The 18,434-nt window shown below is 33.2% G+C and carries 20 protein-coding genes and 1 riboswitch; of the genes, 2 read left to right on the top strand and 18 right to left on the bottom strand.

Features of this window, described 5'->3' with window-relative positions:
- Nucleotides 1-4: 4 nt before the first annotated feature.
- The 7 genes from LBP67_05755 to nrdD all read right to left on the bottom strand — a co-directional run bounded on the left by LBP67_05755 (nt 5) and on the right by nrdD (nt 5,965).
- A complete protein-coding gene (locus LBP67_05755; protein MDR2084480.1) occupies nt 5-604 on the bottom strand; it encodes a glutamine amidotransferase in 600 nt (199 codons plus the stop codon).
- A 7-nt stretch (nt 605-611) separates the two neighbouring features.
- A complete protein-coding gene (locus tag LBP67_05760; GenBank protein MDR2084481.1) occupies nt 612-1,313 on the bottom strand; it encodes an alpha/beta hydrolase in 702 nt (233 codons plus the stop codon).
- Nucleotides 1,306-2,007: a 4Fe-4S dicluster domain-containing protein gene (locus tag LBP67_05765; GenBank protein ID MDR2084482.1), complete on the bottom strand. Its 702-nt coding sequence runs from the start codon at nt 2,005-2,007 to the stop codon at nt 1,306-1,308. The genes LBP67_05760 and LBP67_05765 overlap by 8 nt, the downstream gene beginning before the upstream one ends.
- 76 nt (nt 2,008-2,083) lie before the next feature.
- Entirely contained in the window at nt 2,084-2,887 is an 804-nt protein-coding gene (locus tag LBP67_05770; GenBank protein ID MDR2084483.1) for a class I SAM-dependent methyltransferase, read from the bottom strand.
- Nucleotides 2,868-3,419, bottom strand: coding sequence for a GNAT family N-acetyltransferase (locus LBP67_05775; protein MDR2084484.1), 552 nt, complete (start codon nt 3,417-3,419; stop codon nt 2,868-2,870). The genes LBP67_05770 and LBP67_05775 overlap by 20 nt, the downstream gene beginning before the upstream one ends.
- A 10-nt stretch (nt 3,420-3,429) precedes the next feature.
- Nucleotides 3,430-3,897: an anaerobic ribonucleoside-triphosphate reductase activating protein gene (gene nrdG / locus LBP67_05780; GenBank protein ID MDR2084485.1), complete on the bottom strand. Its 468-nt coding sequence runs from the start codon at nt 3,895-3,897 to the stop codon at nt 3,430-3,432.
- Nucleotides 3,875-5,965, bottom strand: coding sequence for an anaerobic ribonucleoside-triphosphate reductase (nrdD, locus tag LBP67_05785; GenBank protein MDR2084486.1), 2,091 nt, complete (start codon nt 5,963-5,965; stop codon nt 3,875-3,877). The genes nrdG and nrdD overlap by 23 nt, the downstream gene beginning before the upstream one ends.
- A 116-nt stretch (nt 5,966-6,081) precedes the next feature.
- Nucleotides 6,082-6,277, bottom strand: a riboswitch (cobalamin riboswitch).
- A gap of 194 nt (nt 6,278-6,471) precedes the next feature.
- Between nrdD and LBP67_05790 the strand changes: the two genes are divergently transcribed.
- Nucleotides 6,472-8,463 (top strand): T9SS type A sorting domain-containing protein, encoded by a 1,992-nt coding sequence (locus LBP67_05790; GenBank protein ID MDR2084487.1) that lies wholly within the window; start codon nt 6,472-6,474, stop codon nt 8,461-8,463.
- Nucleotides 8,464-8,578: 115 nt separating this feature from the next.
- Here the strand turns inward: LBP67_05790 and LBP67_05795 are convergent, their stop codons facing one another.
- The 6 genes from LBP67_05795 to LBP67_05820 form a co-directional block, all read right to left on the bottom strand.
- Nucleotides 8,579-8,959 (bottom strand): DUF2023 family protein, encoded by a 381-nt coding sequence (locus LBP67_05795; GenBank protein ID MDR2084488.1) that lies wholly within the window; start codon nt 8,957-8,959, stop codon nt 8,579-8,581.
- A gap of 47 nt (nt 8,960-9,006) precedes the next feature.
- Entirely contained in the window at nt 9,007-9,513 is a 507-nt protein-coding gene (locus LBP67_05800) for a flavodoxin (protein MDR2084489.1), read from the bottom strand.
- Nucleotides 9,514-9,655: 142 nt separating this feature from the next.
- Nucleotides 9,656-10,456, bottom strand: coding sequence for a hypothetical protein (locus LBP67_05805; GenBank protein MDR2084490.1), 801 nt, complete (start codon nt 10,454-10,456; stop codon nt 9,656-9,658).
- A gap of 21 nt (nt 10,457-10,477) precedes the next feature.
- Nucleotides 10,478-11,956, bottom strand: coding sequence for a 4Fe-4S binding protein (locus tag LBP67_05810; GenBank protein ID MDR2084491.1), 1,479 nt, complete (start codon nt 11,954-11,956; stop codon nt 10,478-10,480).
- A 4-nt stretch (nt 11,957-11,960) separates the two neighbouring features.
- Nucleotides 11,961-13,349, bottom strand: a complete 1,389-nt coding sequence (locus LBP67_05815) for an aldo/keto reductase (protein ID MDR2084492.1) — start codon at nt 13,347-13,349, stop codon at nt 11,961-11,963.
- Nucleotides 13,350-13,393: 44 nt separating this feature from the next.
- Nucleotides 13,394-13,942: an NAD(P)H-dependent oxidoreductase gene (locus tag LBP67_05820; GenBank protein MDR2084493.1), complete on the bottom strand. Its 549-nt coding sequence runs from the start codon at nt 13,940-13,942 to the stop codon at nt 13,394-13,396.
- A gap of 133 nt (nt 13,943-14,075) precedes the next feature.
- On the opposite strand from LBP67_05820, the gene LBP67_05825 reads away from it, so the two are divergent.
- Nucleotides 14,076-14,426 (top strand): hypothetical protein, encoded by a 351-nt coding sequence (locus LBP67_05825; GenBank protein MDR2084494.1) that lies wholly within the window; start codon nt 14,076-14,078, stop codon nt 14,424-14,426.
- A 6-nt stretch (nt 14,427-14,432) separates the two neighbouring features.
- On the opposite strand, the gene LBP67_05830 is transcribed toward LBP67_05825, so the two are convergent.
- From LBP67_05830 to LBP67_05850, 5 genes are all read right to left on the bottom strand, one after another.
- The gene (locus LBP67_05830) at nt 14,433-14,915 is read right to left on the bottom strand and encodes a DUF6265 family protein (GenBank protein ID MDR2084495.1); all 483 of its coding nucleotides are present in this window, start codon (nt 14,913-14,915) and stop codon (nt 14,433-14,435) included.
- Nucleotides 14,916-14,944: 29 nt separating this feature from the next.
- Nucleotides 14,945-16,159, bottom strand: a complete 1,215-nt coding sequence (locus tag LBP67_05835) for a CotH kinase family protein (GenBank protein MDR2084496.1) — start codon at nt 16,157-16,159, stop codon at nt 14,945-14,947.
- A 74-nt stretch (nt 16,160-16,233) separates the two neighbouring features.
- Nucleotides 16,234-16,518 carry a zinc ribbon domain-containing protein gene (locus LBP67_05840; protein MDR2084497.1) on the bottom strand — a complete coding sequence of 95 codons (285 nt, stop codon included), beginning with the start codon at nt 16,516-16,518 and terminating at the stop codon, nt 16,234-16,236.
- A 43-nt stretch (nt 16,519-16,561) separates the two neighbouring features.
- Entirely contained in the window at nt 16,562-16,960 is a 399-nt protein-coding gene (locus tag LBP67_05845; protein ID MDR2084498.1) for a bleomycin resistance family protein, read from the bottom strand.
- Between the two features lie 74 nt (nt 16,961-17,034).
- On the bottom strand, nt 17,035-17,859 hold the full coding sequence (locus tag LBP67_05850) for an endonuclease VIII (GenBank protein MDR2084499.1): 825 nt from the start codon (nt 17,857-17,859) through the stop codon (nt 17,035-17,037).
- Between the last annotated feature and the right edge of the window lie 575 nt (nt 17,860-18,434).

Below are 18,434 nucleotides of genomic sequence, written 5' to 3' on the forward strand. Positions count from 1 at the left end.
TATATTATTTCGGAGAAAGACCGTTTGTGTAATACTGGTAACTTTCTTCTATTATTTCAGGAGTGTCTGCCTCTAAAGCATACAAAATCTCACGACAAAAATCCAAGGGTGCAGTTCCGTTAGCGGTAACAATATTTCTGTCTCTTACGGCTTGTTTGTTGACGTAGTCGGCTTCTCCTGTATATTTCTCTCCGGCAAACTGTTTCAGATAATCCAATCCGTTGCTTGTATGCTTTACATTGTTAAGATAACCGTTCGCACCAAGAAATACCGAAGCGTTACAAATTCCGGCAACCAATTTATTTTCCTTGATTGCTCTCTCAACAAGCGGAATAATCTTTTCCGCTTCAGGCGAAAACCAATGCATTCCGCCAATCAATATCAATCCGGCGAAATCACCCGGTATATCATTCAAGTCATAGTCGGGTAATATCCTGAATCCGCCTATCGAAACAACGGGGTCTTTTGTTACGGACATTGTCTTTACTGTGTATCTGACCGGACTTCCGGGCTTTACTCCCAAATTTAAACAGGTAGCAATATAAGCTCCTTCCCAATCGGCAAACTCGTTTAAGAGTACGAAAATTACTTCTTTTTTATTCATCTTATTTTTATTTTATTACTTTTTCTAACCAATTTCTCAAATAATCCAATTGTTCTTTTGTGTGGAAATAATGTTCGCCATTTTCCATAATATCAACTTCACAATTATGCGTAATTGCAAACGAATCCAAAATACTTTTATCTGTCAGATTATCATTTTCTCCATATAAAATGAATGTTTTACTATTCCATTTTTTAACCGGATGGTTTCTAACATATTGGTAATAATCCCAAGACAGTGTTTCGCCAAAAGAAGTTGCAATTTCCCTTTTGTCTTTCAATTCATCTTCTGAAACATTTGCCCATTTCATCATATTCCGAATCAATTGCTCCATATCTAAAATAGGAGAAAGGAAAAGGCATTTGTCTAAAATGATATTTTGATAAGCCGACAAACTGAAATAAGCTCCCAAACTACAAGCATACAGCGAAATACTTTTATATTTATCTTGAACGAATGAATAAATTCCGTTCAAGTCGGAAACGGCATTTTGAACCGTACACGGATATGATTCATTTAATCGTTCTCCATGCTCAGGTAAATCAAAGCTCAGAACTTGATAACCTGATTTTTCTGCTATGTATGCAAAATGTTCGGCTTCTTCTTTTCCGGAATGTTTACCGTGTACATACAAGTATAACTTATCCGAAGCGAAGCCATACAGTATAGCAGAAATATTGTTTATTTTAATTTTATTTTGCCTATTCATTGGCATTCAGTCCTTTCTTCATATATCGCTGCGTCCATGGGCAATGTACCATACACTTCAAACAGGTTGTGCATTTCTCCACCTCTATCATTTCTTCGCGTTCCATACCTGATTTCCAAACAGTACCTTTCAAAGCATTAGGTTCGCAAACATCTAAGCAAATACTGCAATTGCCGCATTGAACAACCGGCAGGCCGCTTAAAGTTGTATCCAGCGGAATATCGGTTAATACTGCTCCCCAGTTCAGACAACAACCGTATTCTTTATTTACTAAAAGATTGTTCTTTCCAATCCATCCCAGTCCGGCATGAGTAGCCAATGTTTTTAACGGGAGCATTGATTTATTGCCTTCAAAATTGTTTGTTGCTATCTGGTTATCTTCCGAAAGTGAATAAACTCTATATCCTTTCTTCTCAATAAATTCGGATAAGAGGTCGGATATGCGATACATTTCCATTTCTTTGCAATAATGTTCATCATCATCGAAATAGTTACGGGCAACCATATCGGGCACATAATTGGGATTATCATTGACCCTTTTTAGGTATTCGGGAGTGCATTTAACACTAAATAATACGGCAGACGAAAATCCCCGATTCTGCTTTTCCGCCAAACCGGAGATATCTACAAAATAAATAAATTCTATTCCGTGTTGTTTTAATTCGTTAGTAACTGTTTCGTTAAGTAAACTCATATATCTGCTATTGGATATACAAAGATAAGGATTTATTCCACAGGAGTATGGATTTCTGTTTTCCTATCCTTAAATTTTACTTTCGGGCAACAACAAACATCTCGCTATTAGATGTGAAATTATTATCTTTTAAGATATTCTTATGTATAGTTACTTTTCGAAAACCCGCATTCTTCAAGACCAAAGTAATTTCTTCTTCCGAGTAATATCTGTCCCAAACAATAAAATGCTTGGTTTCGAGTTCCGACAGCAGATTATATTGATAGGCAAATGTTTTGTTTCCATGATAATGAAATGTTTGACTTAGCAGCAAGTATTCATCTTTATTCCAAAATCCGCCTGCAGAAGCATACTCCCAATTCCGTTCTTCCTGCTTATCTTTTATCAAATCGTCAGTAAAGACATCGAATATAAAACTTCCTCCTTCTTCCAAAGATTGATAGATGTTTTTCAGCAGTTTGTCTCTGTCATTATCGGAATGAGTTCCCAAGTCGCAGTAAATCATGATTACCGTATCGAATTTCCCATAAGGATACTCATTGATGTAATCACCCAGAATGTAATGAATATCTTTCCTTTCAGCAATCGCATACTCAATAGATGCCTTATTGAAATCAATTCCTGTTACTTCATAACCTTTATCTTTGAATAAAGAGGTATATAACCCGGGACCGCATCCCAGATCAAGGAGGCGGTTTTCCGGTTTAGACTGACTGAGCACAAAATCTGTGATTTTTAATATAGATTCCTGCTTTCGACTGGCCCCGTCAGACGTTGGCTTCAAATGTTCTTTGAGCATCTGCTGCCGAATGTAAGGGTCAGTCCAAATATTGCAATCAGTTTTTTCGAATAATAAGGGTTTAGTATCTTTTATCATCATATTGGTTTTTCAATTGTATTTTATATAAAATATGCTGTTTTAAAGGATGATCATTCGGCACAACCGGATGGAAAAATTCCTTTACTTTTTTCATTCCTATCTTTTGCATCACTTGTTCAGAAGCTTTGTTTAGCAATGATGTAAAAGACCATATCGTATCAAAGGATAGATGTCGTGCGTACAAAAGACAAGCTTTAGCCGCTTCAGTAGCATAACCATTATTCCAATCTTTATATCTTAGTCGCCATCCGATTTCAATGCCCGGAGCAAAATCAAAGTCAAACAAGATATTATGGAATCCGGTATATCCGAGAAATGAGCCGTCTTCTTTCTTTTCAACAGCATATAAGCCGTAACCATATTCGTAAAATTCATCTTGTATCCTATTGTAAAAATCCAAGGATTCTTCTTTTGTTAACTGTTTTAAGAAATACTCCATTACTTTGGGATTTCGATTCATTTCGGCAAAAGAAGGTATATCACTTTCTTTCCAATCCCGTAATAATAAACGTTCTGTTTCTATGTATGTCATTCTTTTATTCTCAATTCTTCCAAAACCTTTCCGTAACATCAACCATACATTCATCAACTATTTGATAAAACTTTTGATTGGTTGTAGGGATATTCAAGGCGCCGTATTCTTTAATGTAAGGGCCTAATTTGATGTAATCGAAATTGTTATAATTACATTCGGGCGGAAAACAGATTTTTCCGGAATACCAGGCGGTTTTTAATTGTCCGTTTGTGAAATGTTTTACAAAATGAGCGAGTTGTTCAATCTCACCAGGATTTCCGTCACCACCCATAAAACATACGCAAGTTACTGCACTTCCGTACCGATGAATCAATTCGGTGATAACATGCTCATTTAATACTTCTCCTATGTCATCTTGTAAATGCGGGCTATGGCAGCCGACGCATATATTGGGACAATTGGAAATATTTATCGCAAGTGAGACTTCACCAGGAATTTCCTGGAAAACTATATCATAACTGATGAACCGTAGCATAATGACGACGAGAGGCTTCCTTCTGCCTGCATTGTGAGAAATTGCTTACGCGCTTCAAATAGCCGATAATTCTTGTCAGGTAATCTAAATTATGACTACCGCAGGCCGGACATTCTTCCAAATTGTGTTTTGTAATATGACCGCAATCGTTGCAAACTGTATTAGGAATATTGAAAGTAAAATAATTACAGCCTTCTTTTGCCGCAACTTTCAATAATTGTCTATATTGTTCTTTAGATAAATGTTCATGTAGATTAAGATGCAAAGCCGAACCGCCTGTTAAATGTTTGATATATTTCTCGCCATGTAAACGAAATTTATCAATAATATTTAATTTCTCATCCTCAACAATATAAAAATAACTGTTATAACAATCCCTATTCACTTTATATCCGTCTTTTTTATCCCATTTTGCATGTTTAACACCTACATTCTCGGCAGGAATCATCTCACAATTAAACATCAAATCTTTATCTCTGTATTTCTTATTGTATCTTTCAACAGTACTGAGAATTTCTTCCGTAAACCGTTCATATTCCGGATTATCATTGATTTCAATTCCGAGAAATTCAGCCGCTTCAACAAGTCCGTTTACACCAATAGTTAAATATTGACGGCCTATATTGATATAACCGGCATCAAACAAAGGCAACATTCCTTTTTTATACATTTCCTTTAAATTCTCATTATAGGCTGTCTGAACTTTATGTACCAAATCAATAACTTCTTCCAAAAAGAATTGATAGTGCATTTCCCTTTTTGAAGCATATTGAATACAACGATTCAGATTGATTGTAAGAACACTTTTAGATCCTGTGGAAACACCGCCTGCACCGAGAGTATAACTGAACCCGTTGTCGCTGATTTCATTTCTCAAACGGCAACAACTACTTAGTGAGTCGGCACTATCGCTCATGTATGTAAAGAAAGAATGGCCTTCGGAATACATTTCAGCAGTGAAATCTCCATATTCCTTATCCTTGACATCACCGTTTTCGGTAAGAAGAGCCATTGTTTCAACGGGGAAAGTAAGAACGGCACGGGTACGTTCTCTATTGAACCATTTCATAAAACGTTTTTGCAACCAGCTGAGCGAATCCCAATCAGGTTTACTGTCATCCGGAAAGACAAAATGTTCAAAAAGACTTTCGAAATAATACCTGTCGTAATAAGAAATATTCCAGAATACAGCCTGAAAGTTACGCGCACCGGTTGGTTGGTTGATAGAATAAACTATTTGTTCGAAACAATCAGTTATTATCTTATCCAAAGTTCGCTGCTTTACAGATAAATCGACAACCTTATCCACATCCAAATAATAATTTTTTCCGTATTCTAATCCTATAAAATAATTCATGTACATCAGAAACTCTGGAGTTGCGCAGGCACCGCTCAACATGCTGGAAACCATAAAAACCATATTAACAAATCCGCCGCAAAAAGATTTCAGATTTGTTGGTGCTTTTGAATTTCCTCCTATTGAAGTTGTGCCGCCGATAAGCCAAGGATACATTGTTATGCTGGCGCAATAATTTGCCAAACTTGTTTCATCATTCTTATAAATAAAATGTCTGTTTAATAAATCAATATATTTGTCGGACAATTCTTTACCATACATTTCTTTAATCTTGTCCGTAAGCATCCGGCGATTCAAACGAATAAAATTAGACTTAGGAAGTTCGCCGATTAATGTTGCCATATTTTTATTTTCTACATTCGCATTGGAATCATATTTACTTCCTGAGGCTGCATTAGAAGCATCACAATACTCCATCAGGAAATTAAGTTTATCCATTACTTCACGGTCTTCCGTATGTTTTTGCCGATAAAGCATATATGATTTTGCAACGGCGTAATATCTTTCAGCCATCAGGGCAATTTCTACCTGATTCTGAATTTCCTCAACCGTAACACCGTCTTTTATACTTACTCTGCTTAAAATGTTTGTAATGACATCTTGGGTGGCAAAGCTTCCGACAGACAGAAATGCTTTAGCTATTGCATTTTGAATTTTTTCGATTGAGAACAATTCTTTTTTGCCGTCTCTTTTAACGATATATGTTTCCATAGATATATTGATTATTTTTTCTTTTTTAAATGATGTAGCTCAAGGAGAAGCCGGATAGAATTTACTAATTTACCTTCTGGAAGTAGTAAATAATCTTACGCTTTTTCACCCGAAAGCTACAGATTTTTGATATCGGCAGGTCTTCTGACTTGTTTCTGAGTTCTGCTCCTTCCCGATTAAACATCAGTGGTATTTTGCAGATTCATAATAAAACTTACAGCTACGGGAATAGCTCCTGATTCTCACAGGATTCCCTTTTAATTCCGGTTGTCTTAAAAACAATTTAAGGAAACCGATATCAATCGCAAAATTATATATAATTCTTTCCTAAAAATGTTTTTAAATTGATAAATTATTAACAAAATATCTTTTTATACTCATCTGTTTAATAGATAAATAAAAGAAGTTTTCAAAAATAATTGAATATAATTGCATACTCTTAGAAAAAAATTTAATTTTGTCATCATAATTAAAGAAATATTTGATAACATATAAATTCATACGACATGAAAACAAAATCTACAATTATTTTATTAGCTTTTTCCTTTTTAATATCAAATTTTATTTTCGCACAAGAATTAAAACCATACAGATATTATCTTGAAACCAAACAAAAAAGCGAGAACCTTTCACCTGATGTTCTTCCGGTTGATAATCAAAATGCTTATGACGTGAAATGGTATTTTTTAAATCTCAATGCCGAAAATAATACTGTTGCTTTATCCGGCGATGTTACAATCAAAGCCGAAGTTGTTTGGCCTATTATGGATACTTTATGTCTGTATCTCCATCAAGACTACACTATTGATAGTATTTTAATTGATGGCGTCAAGAAAAGCTTTATAAATGAAAGTTATAAACGCATGGTAATCGATCTTGATATGCCACAAAATACTTTATTCGACGTACAAGTATTTTACCACGGAGCATATACCGGCTCTGGCGGTTTTTTCTCCGGAATCAGTACAGAAAGAGATCAACGCTACGGTAATTTTGATGTCACATGGACTTTATCCGAGGCAAACAATGCTTATCATTGGTTTCCGGTTAAGCAAGTCCTTTCTGATAAGGCTGATTCTTGTTGGGTTTTTATTACAACTACAAAACCTAATATGGTAGCTTCTAACGGTTTGCTGACGGATGTTGTCGATTTACCGAATAATAAAGCTCGTTATGAATGGAAATCAAATTATCCGATAGCTTATTATCTAATTTCCATTGCAATAGCTGAATATCAGGATTATTCTATTTATGCGGAAATTCCTCAAACGGGCGAGCAACTCTTAATTCAAAATTATATTTATAATTCTACTCAATGCCTGGATCAGAATAAAGCGGAAATTGATGAAACAGCGGAAATGATTGAATATTTTTCTGAAATTTTTGGAGAATATCCTTTCAGTTCCGAGAAATACGGACACTCGTTGGCATATATGGGCGGAGCAATGGAGCATCAAACTATGACGACAACAGGTTATTTTTATGACGGAATTATTGCTCATGAATTAGTACATCAATGGTTTGGAGATAATGTGACTTGTGCTTCTTGGCAACATATTTGGCTTAATGAAGGATTTGCTTCTTACGGCGAATATTTATGGTATGAATATAAATACGGAAGACAAGCTGCTTTTACACAATTTAAACAATATGTAATTAATTCTGTTATAAATTATGGAAAAACAGGAAGTGTTTATGTACCTATTGAACAGATTGATGATGAAAACCGAATTTTCCACGCTACATTAACTTATGACAAGGGTGCTATTCTTGTACATATGTTAAGATATGATTTAGGCGATGATGATGATTTGTTTTTCAATATTCTACAAACTTACCAGGAACGCTTTAAGGACAAAGCCACTGTAATTGACGATTTTATTGGCGTTGTTGAAGAACTTTCGGATATGGATTTTACAACTTTCTTCGATCAATGGTTTTATGGAGAAGGTTATCCTACTTTCAATATTTTATGGCATCAATCGGGAGGTCAATTAACTTTGAATAGCACTCAAACAACTACAGCTTCAAATATTACTCCTTTATTTAAAGTAACATACGAGTTAAGAATTAATTATAGCGATGGTTCAAATGAGATTGTACCATTTCTTCAAGATGAAAATAATCAGCAATTTGTATATAGCATTCCTGACGGTAAGACAATTTTATCAATAAATTTCGATCCTAATTTTTGGTTGTTGGCAACAGCAACACTTATTTTTAATCCGGTAGGCATAGAAGATTTTAATAATGATAAAAATATCATCATATATCCAAATCCGGCATCAAAGATTATTAACATTAAATTTGATGCAGCATTGCAAGGTGAAAAGGATATTTTCATCTCCGATTTGAATGGAAAGATTATACAAAATATTAAAACTTCCGATGATTCTTGCACAATAAATATTGGTAATATGCCAACCGGTACATATTTCTTATCCGTGCATAATGAAGCAAATGTTTTTGTAAGAAAGATAATAAAATCAAATAATTAAATTTTATATAGAATTTAATTAGTGTTTTTTATATAAAAAGAGAGATCTTAACAAATTTAATTGTAAGGTCTCTCTTCTTATTTCGGATTGATAGTATATAACCTTTTTTTAGTTCTTATTTACCTGGATTTCTAAACTTCAAATTTTCAAAATTATTAACTTCCTCAATCTTAACATTTTCTTGTTCTTTCTTTTTAAGATATCGATGGCATTGCTGTAATCTATCGTAGCCCAGCATTGTACCGAGGATAAAATCTTCTTCAGGAGTAAATTTATTCAAATTTTTATCTCCAATCTTATCAATAACCCGAACACATTCGGGTTTTCCAAAAAATAAATTGATTTTCGAGGGAGTAACATATCTTATTATATAATCAATGTTTTGCTGTTGCAACTTAAGCTCTGCAAGCGGTTTTAAAGAAGCGTCCAACGTATGTAGAACCAAGTTACGCAAACCTTTTTTATATTCGTAGATATGATGGGCTAAAACTTTCATTATAAAATATTTCCCCGAAAATCAATTTAAATTAATATTAACTTTAACTATTTGAATAAGGGAAGAATATTTGCAATCCATTTATCAAGCCTGGCTCCCGTCAAATTACTTTCAGTATCTTCATCTAAAGCCAAACCGATAAATTTGCCGTCAACAACAGCTTTAGAAGAATCAAATTGGTAACCATCTGTAGAAGTTTCACCAATAACATTACAACCTTTGTCTTTAATAGTATCATAAATAATTCCCATACCATCAACAAAAGTATCCGAATAAGAGCTCGCATCGCCTAATCCGTAAAGGGCAATAACTTTTCCATTAAGATTACTTTTTTCAAGTAAAGAAATTGCAACATCCCAATCGTCCTGTAATTCGCCAAGACCCCAAGTAGATGTTCCCAAAATCAGATTTGAAAATTCGTCCAAATCACTCGCTTTTAATTTTGACACCTCAATTAATTTAATATCCTCGCCGGAAAGTTTCTCTGCAATATTAAGAGCTATGGTTTCTGTATTACCGGTTGAAGATCCGTAGATAATCGCTATTTTTTTCATACTAATTCTTATTATGATTATTAATAATTATTGATTTAAATTGTTATTGCAAAGTTCGGTTCCTGACTCACGGCAAACAATCCCAATAAGTAGGTATTTTAAATAAATAATAATCACAATTAGTTATGAGGCCAACTATCTATCAGATTCTTTTTACAATTATTCTATCGATATGATATAAAATATCTGTTTCATCTATATACATTCCATAAATATAGTCCATTTCGTTTTCTAAAAAATATACTTCATCATATCTTTCTGTCAGACCATATACATATACCATTATTCCACAATCTTTTAATGATTTCAAAAGCACTCTATTCTCCAATAAAAATGTTTTTGATATTGCTACATATTCAATTTCTTTTTGAAGTATATCATCTAAAATATCAGGTACGGAAATTACCAAATTTTCGCTAAGCATCGGTTTAATACCTTCCTCTATTGCAATATCAACGGCTTCCCAAGAAAAAAGTTCCATAATTAATCTATCCTTAAAAAGAAATTCTTCTGCAAAAAGTTTCGGATTATTTATTTTATCAGTTACCAATATTGCATCGGGATGATCTTCAAACCATTTATTAATCATATCCATATTCATTGGGGAGAATCCATCATAAATGATTTGAGCCATAAAAACATCTTCGCTCAAAGGAGTTCCGGATAATTCATAATAATTTGTCATGTTTTTAAAATCCCCCCAACCATGAGCTGCTACAAATTTTCCGTCGGAAGTTGTTATAATATCCAATTCAAGAAACCTACATCCTTTCTCATAAGAGAGGTTCATTGCTTCCAGCGAATTGGTCAAAGTAAACTCTTCTATTGCGCCGCCGCCGTGTGCAATAAAAGAATCGAAATAAATAAAATAATATGTTTCTTGGATAGAATCACACGAAACAAAGAATATTGATAGTAAGTAAATTATGTTTTTAAACTTCATAATTTAATTCCTTCAATCTTTTTATATTATTCTGTGTCTTTCATGGCCTTCAACATAAATAGCACTGAATGGGCGCGCCGGACAATGATATTCGCAGGCACCGCAACCGATACAAATTTCCGTATCAACAACGGGCAATTCATAAGAATAGCCTTCTTCATTAATTGTAACCATAAATATTGCGCCTGCAGGACAATGTCGGGCACAATTTCCACAACTCGAATTATCTCTCAGGACAACACAATTTTCTTTGATAAATACCGCATGCCCGATCTGTGTTGAAGATTTCTCAAAAACATCAATTTGTTTTATTGCTCCTGAAGGACAAACTTCCGAACATTTCGTACACTCCGGACGGCAGAATCCTCTTTCGAATCTCATCTCAGGCTGCATAAATCTCGACAAATCATTTGAAGGATGTAAAATCTGATTCGGACAAACCGAAACACACAATTGACAAGCAGTGCAATGTTGGGATAAATTTTTTATACTTGATGCTCCCGGCGGACAAACTTGTGTAAGTCTGTTAGGAACTTTCTTATCTTCGATAATGGCCAAACCGCCGTCAACCTTCGTACTTTGGGCTTTTATTGCCGATGTTGCCGCAAAAGCCGCAGTCCAGAAAAGAAAATTACGACGAGAGCTATCTGTTTCTTTAGCTGCTGTAGAAGAAACTTTTTCGGTTTTTAACCTTAATGAATATTTTAATGACTTTTTATTGCAGCTATCAATGCAATTCATACAGGAAACGCACCTGCTATAATCTATTTTTCTGTCTTTTGAATTTATACAAGATGCTTTGCATGTCCTTTCACATAATCCGCAATTATTGCAGGTCGACTCACTAAAACGAGGTTTGAACAATGAAAATCTTGAGATCAATCCTAAGAAAGTTCCTACAGGGCAAATCGTATTACAATAAATCCTACCGTTTTTCCATGCTAAAACAGCAATTATTACAAAAGTGAGTATTGCAACAATAAATGTTGAAATACTTTTTATCCAAACATCTGTTGAATAAAATGCATAACTATTAATTCTTTTTGCAATAAATGCAAGTAAATTGTTTATTCCCAGGTAAATCGGCGCAAAAAGATTTGAAGCAATGCGTCCGTAAGCGCTGTATGGTTCAAGAATCGAAACGATTACACTTACTCCTGCTATCAAGGCGATACAAAATAAAGCGAGAACCCCGTAACGTAACCAATTAATAGAGCGCAAATATTTGAAACGATATTTTTTACGATTTGTGACGCGAGAAACAATATCTTGAAATACGCCCATTGGGCAAAGTACCGAGCAATAAACTCTACCGAAAAGCAAAGTAAATAACAACAAAAAGATTATAATTCCAATGTTTACCGCCAAGATAGCAGGAACAAGTTGGATTTTTGCAAGCCAACCGAACCAAGCATGCAGGGTACCAGTAAAATCCAGAAATAATAATGTTATCAGTGCAAAGCAAATGATTGCCGCGATTATTCTTATCTTTCTTAACATAACTTTAAATTTTACCGTTAATTTTTAATTTCTCAACAAATTGATCAATTCTAAACATTTCTTCGTGAATTTTAATTCGTTGCGGACAATCTGAAAGACATTTCTGGCAGCCGATACAATGACTTGCTTGTCTAAGTTTAGGGACACTTCTGTCGTAGCCTATCAAAAAGGCACGGCGAGCTTTGCGATAATTTTCATCCTCAGAGTTTCTCGGAATTTTTCCTTCAGTCAGACATTTATTATAATGAGTAAATGTTGCCGGAATATCAATTCCGTAAGGACAAGGCATACAATATTGACATTCGGTACACGGGATGTAATCGGAATTCCGCATAAGTTCAGTTACGTGTGAAACAGCCTGCGCTTCCTGCGGGTTAAGCGGTTCTAAAGGAGAATAAGTTCTGATATTTTCTTGTAAGTGTTCCATATAAGCCATTCCGCTCAATACCGTCAAAATATTTTCCGGAGAACCTGCAAATCTGAAAGCCCAAGTTGCAGGAGAATCATCCGGACGAATTTGCTTAAATGTTTCCAATTGGTGATACCCTAATCTTGCAAGCCGGCCACCAAGTAACGGTTCCATAACAATAACCGGAATATTATGCTTTGTAAGTTCACTATAGAGGTGTTCGGCATTGAAATTCTGACCCGCCGGATTTCCCCAATCATAGTAATTTAGCTGAATCATTGCAAAATCCCATTTCACACCACAGGTAAGCATGTGATCAAAGACTTCAATATCTCCATGGAATGACCAGCCGAGATTACGAATTTTTCCCTTTTCACGTTCTTCAAGAAGAAAATCTAAAACTCCGTTATCGTAAAACCGACTTTTTAAATTTTCAATACCGCCACCACCAACAGAGTGAAGTAAATAATAATCAAAATAATCGGTTCTCAAATCTTCCATAGATTTTCTATAAATTGCTATAGAACCTTCACGCGAACGTGTATAAGCATCATTAGACTGGTTAGACATTTTTGTAGCCAGGAAATATTGATCACGGGGATGACGGCTAAGTGCTATTCCTGTAACTTTTTCCGACATTCCTCTTACATACCGCGGGGCTGTATCAAAATAATTAACACCATGTTCGATAGCATAATCTACCAATTGATTTACAGCTTCCTGATCTATAACACTTTCGCCGGTTTCGTTTGTGATCAGAGGCCAGCGCATACAGCCGTAACCCAGAAGAGAAACTCTATCCCCTGAATTGTGATTAGTTCGATAAGTCATTTGTCCTTTAGGAACTTCCGTCTTATCGTAAATTTTATTCTGAGATTTTTTATCCTTAAAGTTGCAGGCAGTTAAAGCCGCAGTTGTAGCAATTCCACCGCCGAAAACCTTTAGAAATTCCCGTCGATTTATGCCTTTCTTATCACTTTTCATTTTTTTTATTCCCGATTTAAATAAACATATTCACTTATTAGACCCTATTCAGTCATAATCTTTTTCGCCCATACTTCAACATCCTTTTGCATACCGGCAACTCTTGTTCCGAGAATTGCAATTCCTTCTTTAAATGTAGATTTCGAACAAAGTTTTTCCATATCATCAAAACAATTTGCCTTATCCCCGCCTCCATGAGTTACGAAAGGAACAACAATTTTTCCGGATAAATCATATTCGGATAAAAAAGAAGAAACCGGAGGTGCGATTGTACTCCACCAATTAGGAGAACCTACAAATATTATATCATAACTCGCAATGTTGTCAATCTTTGTTTTAAGCTCCGGTTTATAACCTTCGTTAATTTCCTTTTTTGCTTGCTCCGTACATTTTTTATATTCCTGCGGATAAGCTTCAACTGTTTGAATCTCAAAAATATCTGCATTTGTTACTCTTTGAATATGATTAGCAACCGCTTCTGTATTTCCCGAATGAGAGAAGTACACTATTAAAACTTTTTTAGATTCTTGTGCATTAGCATAAGTAATTAAACACGTTGTTATTAACAACAATAAAAATGTTTTTATTTTCATAATTAATTATTTAACTTATTTATATGTTTAATAAAATTTAAAATTAGCCTTGCAAATATACAAATAGAAAGTGATTTTAAAAATATTTTTTCATACAAAATCGTTTCATAGTTATTAATTAAAATATATAATTATGAAAAATTTAATTTTTGTTTTTACTGTATTAGCTGCTTTATTTACATTTTCAAGTTGTGAAAAGGTTGAATTTCCCGACGGCACGCCTAAAGCTATTGAGAAAAAAATTAAGGAGTTTAGCAAGGATGCTTGCGTCGGTGCAAAAGTAAGTGAATATTTATTCCAAGAGAAAGATGTTTATTTATTTGATAAAACCGCATGTATTACAGATGAACTTATTGATGTTTACGACAAAGACGGTAACCTATTAGGTTCTCTTGCCGGAATTTCCGGAAATGTAGAGTTGGAAGGAGTAAATTTTGAAGAAAACTCCAGCTTTGTAAAAGTTATTTGGGAAAAGAAAGAATAAATTTCTTTATTTACTTTTTCTCATCGGTAATTCAAAAACACTTATCTCACCATTCTGAATGCCTGAGACTTCCGCAACTAACGAATCATTATTAATTTTGCGATAAGATATCATTTGCGGAAAATCGTGTTGCAGATTTTCGAATTCCATTTTTTCTTCAGTAATTGATTTTAAAGGAAAAGTTATTGGCATATCATCATTATGTCCGGTAACTTTTGCCGTATAAAACAGATTATTATTTTCTTGTTTTATATTTATGTTTTCAAAAACCACAGTATCATTTCCTGCCAGCACATAACTCCGGCCTTTCAATTCATTGTTTGAGATTTTTTCCCATGATTCATAAGAAACCCCGCCGAAACCATCTTCAAACATCCAGGTTCCGATAAGCCATTCTACTTTTGAAACAGAATTTTTTTGTTTGCTACCACAAGAAGTGAAACAAACAAGTAAGGAAACTATAATAATACTCAGAATAAATTTTTTCATATTACTTATACTCAAAGAATAATTTTAAATTACAACTCATTATATGCATTTTCCAACCAGTCGAACCTTTGGTTGATCCAATTCTCAAGATATTTTACTTCGTCATTATATTTGGATAAAATAATTTCAAAATCTTCACTATCTTGTAAATACTTCCATTTTTGTTCATTATATATCGCCGATCTCTGAATAGTTAGAGCATTACTTAATAATGAATTAATTATTAAATTTTTATTAGATTTAAAATAATCAAATCTGGTTTTTACCATATTAACGAACTCCGGGTCGAGGAACATAATACTAATCCATTTGGAACCTTTTACCCAAAAATCATTTGGGGTAGCATCATAATAATCAAAATATCCGCATCCGAATCCGGTATCGAAATCCCACAGTGGTCCCATTTTTAATTTACCGTCAGGAGCTACAATATTCATATAACAACTCGACGTAAAAACAGCATCGGGATTTTTGGCTATTTCATTAATCAAATACCAATCGACAAAAGATTCAATATCTATATATTTTTTATATCCTGTTTCAGGATCAAGAAAATTATTACTATATAGAATATTTTCTATAAAAATAATATGATTTTTTATCCAGTTGTACCGTTCATCATTTTCTTCCACATCCGGAGCTTTAATTGAAAATAATACTCTATCGGTTTCAAATGTAACATCATCCTGTCCTATTTTATCAATAACATCAACCTCAATAATAAATCCGTCATCTGTGATATTAACTCTATTTTCATCTATTCTGATTTGCTCGGTAAGCTGATATGTTCCTTGATATTCCTCATTTAAATAAATTTCAAGAAATTGTGTTCTCGGGGTCCAGTCCAAAACACTTATTCTTCCCATCTCAAAAGCCACTTCATTTCTTAACATACTTTTATCCATATAATTAGCTAATAAGACCCAATGCTTACTCTCTGGAAATCCAAAAAAGGATTTTTTATCTTTAAATTTTATTCTATACGGTTTTTTTGGTTGTGTCCAAGTACTATTTCCTCTCCCTTTAATTTCCATATCTCCGGAAGCAATAATTTCCTCATTATCATTATTAAATATACTTATTTCAACAAATCCGTTGATATAAGTTTCTTTTGAATTAATCGGAGCTCCGTTTTCAGTGGCAATTTCCATTACAGGAAGATTTATTTCTTTATTAACAGGTTCTTTACAAGATGTAAAAAGAGAAACGAAAATAATAATAGGAATAGCTTTAAATGATTTCATTATTTTATTTTAATTAACATTATTAGTCTGATTAATAGTCGTTAATTGATTTTTATAAAACACATAATCTTAGTTTAAGATTTAGAATAATTATTCCATCGTTTTAAAGTCGGAAAATATTCTTTCATTACCCCTCTTGCTTCTTCAACCGTAAATTCTTTCGGAGAATCCTTATTAAACTCATTCAAATATTGAAGATTAAGTTCAATTACTTCATCCATAGTAAGATCATGGGTAAAATTACCATCTTTGAAGCAATAATGGCAATAATCTTCATTAATACTAAGATCTGCATTAGTGCCGAAATCTTCTTCCGTTTTCATCGGCATTCCACAACTTTGACAAACATGTTCATTCATATAATTATTTTTTTTGTTTATGGCATAATCATTTAATCTTTCACTACTTATCTTCCGTGATAGTTAAAATATATCCGTTATTGTCCATAATTGTAAACTCATCCGCTCCGTAAAAAGTTCTTTGTAATTCGCCAAGAAGATAAACCGAACCTTTTAGTTTTTCATAAAGTGTATGCATATTTTTTACTTTCACATAAAAAGTAATTGCAGATTTAGAAGGATTATATGACATGTTCGGAAATTCAACCTTCAAACTGTCCATATCTTGAAACATAATAACCGCATTTCCGTTTGAAAGCATAACCCACTGCAATTCTCCGGTTTCAGGAGCTTTCATTACAAGATTAAATTCTAAAATTTCGGTATAAAATCTTACGGTTTCATCTAGGTTTTCAACTCCTAAATTTGCTGTTAATGATTCATATTCTAAAGTTTTATTCATAATATTTTCATTTAAATTTAATATACAAAAATAGATAATTTGTTTAAATTTTGTGATTTAATAATCATTTTATACTAAATCTGACAGACAGGACAGTAATAAACTGTTCCGCCCATATAAGATTCCTTGACAATATTTACCCCGCAAACTTTACAGGGTTCTTTATAAGTCTTAGAAGACAGAATTGTTTTGTATCCTCCGTTTTTTCCGAAAAGATCTGTCTGAGTGTCACGGCCTCCTTTTATAGTCATCTCTTTTAAAGTTGATTTTAATGAATTGAATAAATCGTTCTTCTGATTCTCGGTAAGAGTAGATATTTTTCTTTTAGGATTGATTTTGGAATTGAATAAAATATCTTGTAAAACACCATTTCCAACACCGGGAATTCTTTGTTCTGTAGCAAGCAGTGCCTTTACGCTATAATCTTTCTTTGCTTCAAGAAATAATTCATTAAAAATATTAATATCGTATGATTCATCCAAAGGAGAAATACTATCAAAACTTAATTTATGATATTTATTATTAATGATTCCATCAGGATAAACTCCTATAAAACCGTACATAGCAATTGTAAAAATTAAGAAAGTATCATCACTAAAACCGATCAATAGCTGATAATTAGGTGGAATTTCATCTTTTTGACTACCATACTTTATATTAGTTCCATCACCTATATTAAGAATAGTATTATCGTCAAGAAATATATCTACGAACATTCCAAAAGCTTTTGCAGATTTAATAATCCTTTTTTCCAATAATTTATTGTATTCCAAAGGATCGCCATTATAAAAAGCAAACTTATGAGGTTTGGTAGCATTAAAAACATGATCTATCCTTTTTCCTGCTAAAGTTTCGTTTATTTGTCTTGATAAATTAATTGCTTCGGGTAATTCTATCATCTTTTTAAATTTTTACAAAGGTAAGAATTTAAAATATATTGAAATTGTCTTCTTTCGAAATGATAGTAAAAGTAATTTATATATTCACTAAGTAATTTTTGTACAAGAAACTTTGAAAGACTTATTTAATTTTTTAGAAAATATATTTGGGGATAATATTTAATTAGTTGTAATTCTCTGTATCGAAGCTATTTCATTGATTTGGATTAGGGGTAATACTTATATTATCTAAATCAACATCAACTATTTTACAAATTGAAAAAACCGTACATAAATTATAATAACATATTTTTTAATAACAACAAGTAATGCGGACATAATTATAATTCACTCAAGAATATAATCAAGATTTAATAAATCAATTGTTAAAATTCCTGTTCCCAATAATATTTTCGATATAAATTCCTAATTAATAAAAACCGATGTGTTTATTTAAGTAAAATCAGTCAGTAAAATTGATTCCCGTTACATTCCCTCACGGACCTATTCCTCACCATCATCCTTGGCAGCCTTAATCTGATTCTTAATTATATAAATCAAATCCGAATTCTCCTGCTGCAAATTCCTTACATGGT

It is taken from the genome of Bacteroidales bacterium, assembly GCA_031276035.1.
Lineage (GTDB): Bacteria > Bacteroidota > Bacteroidia > Bacteroidales > BM520 > RGIG7150.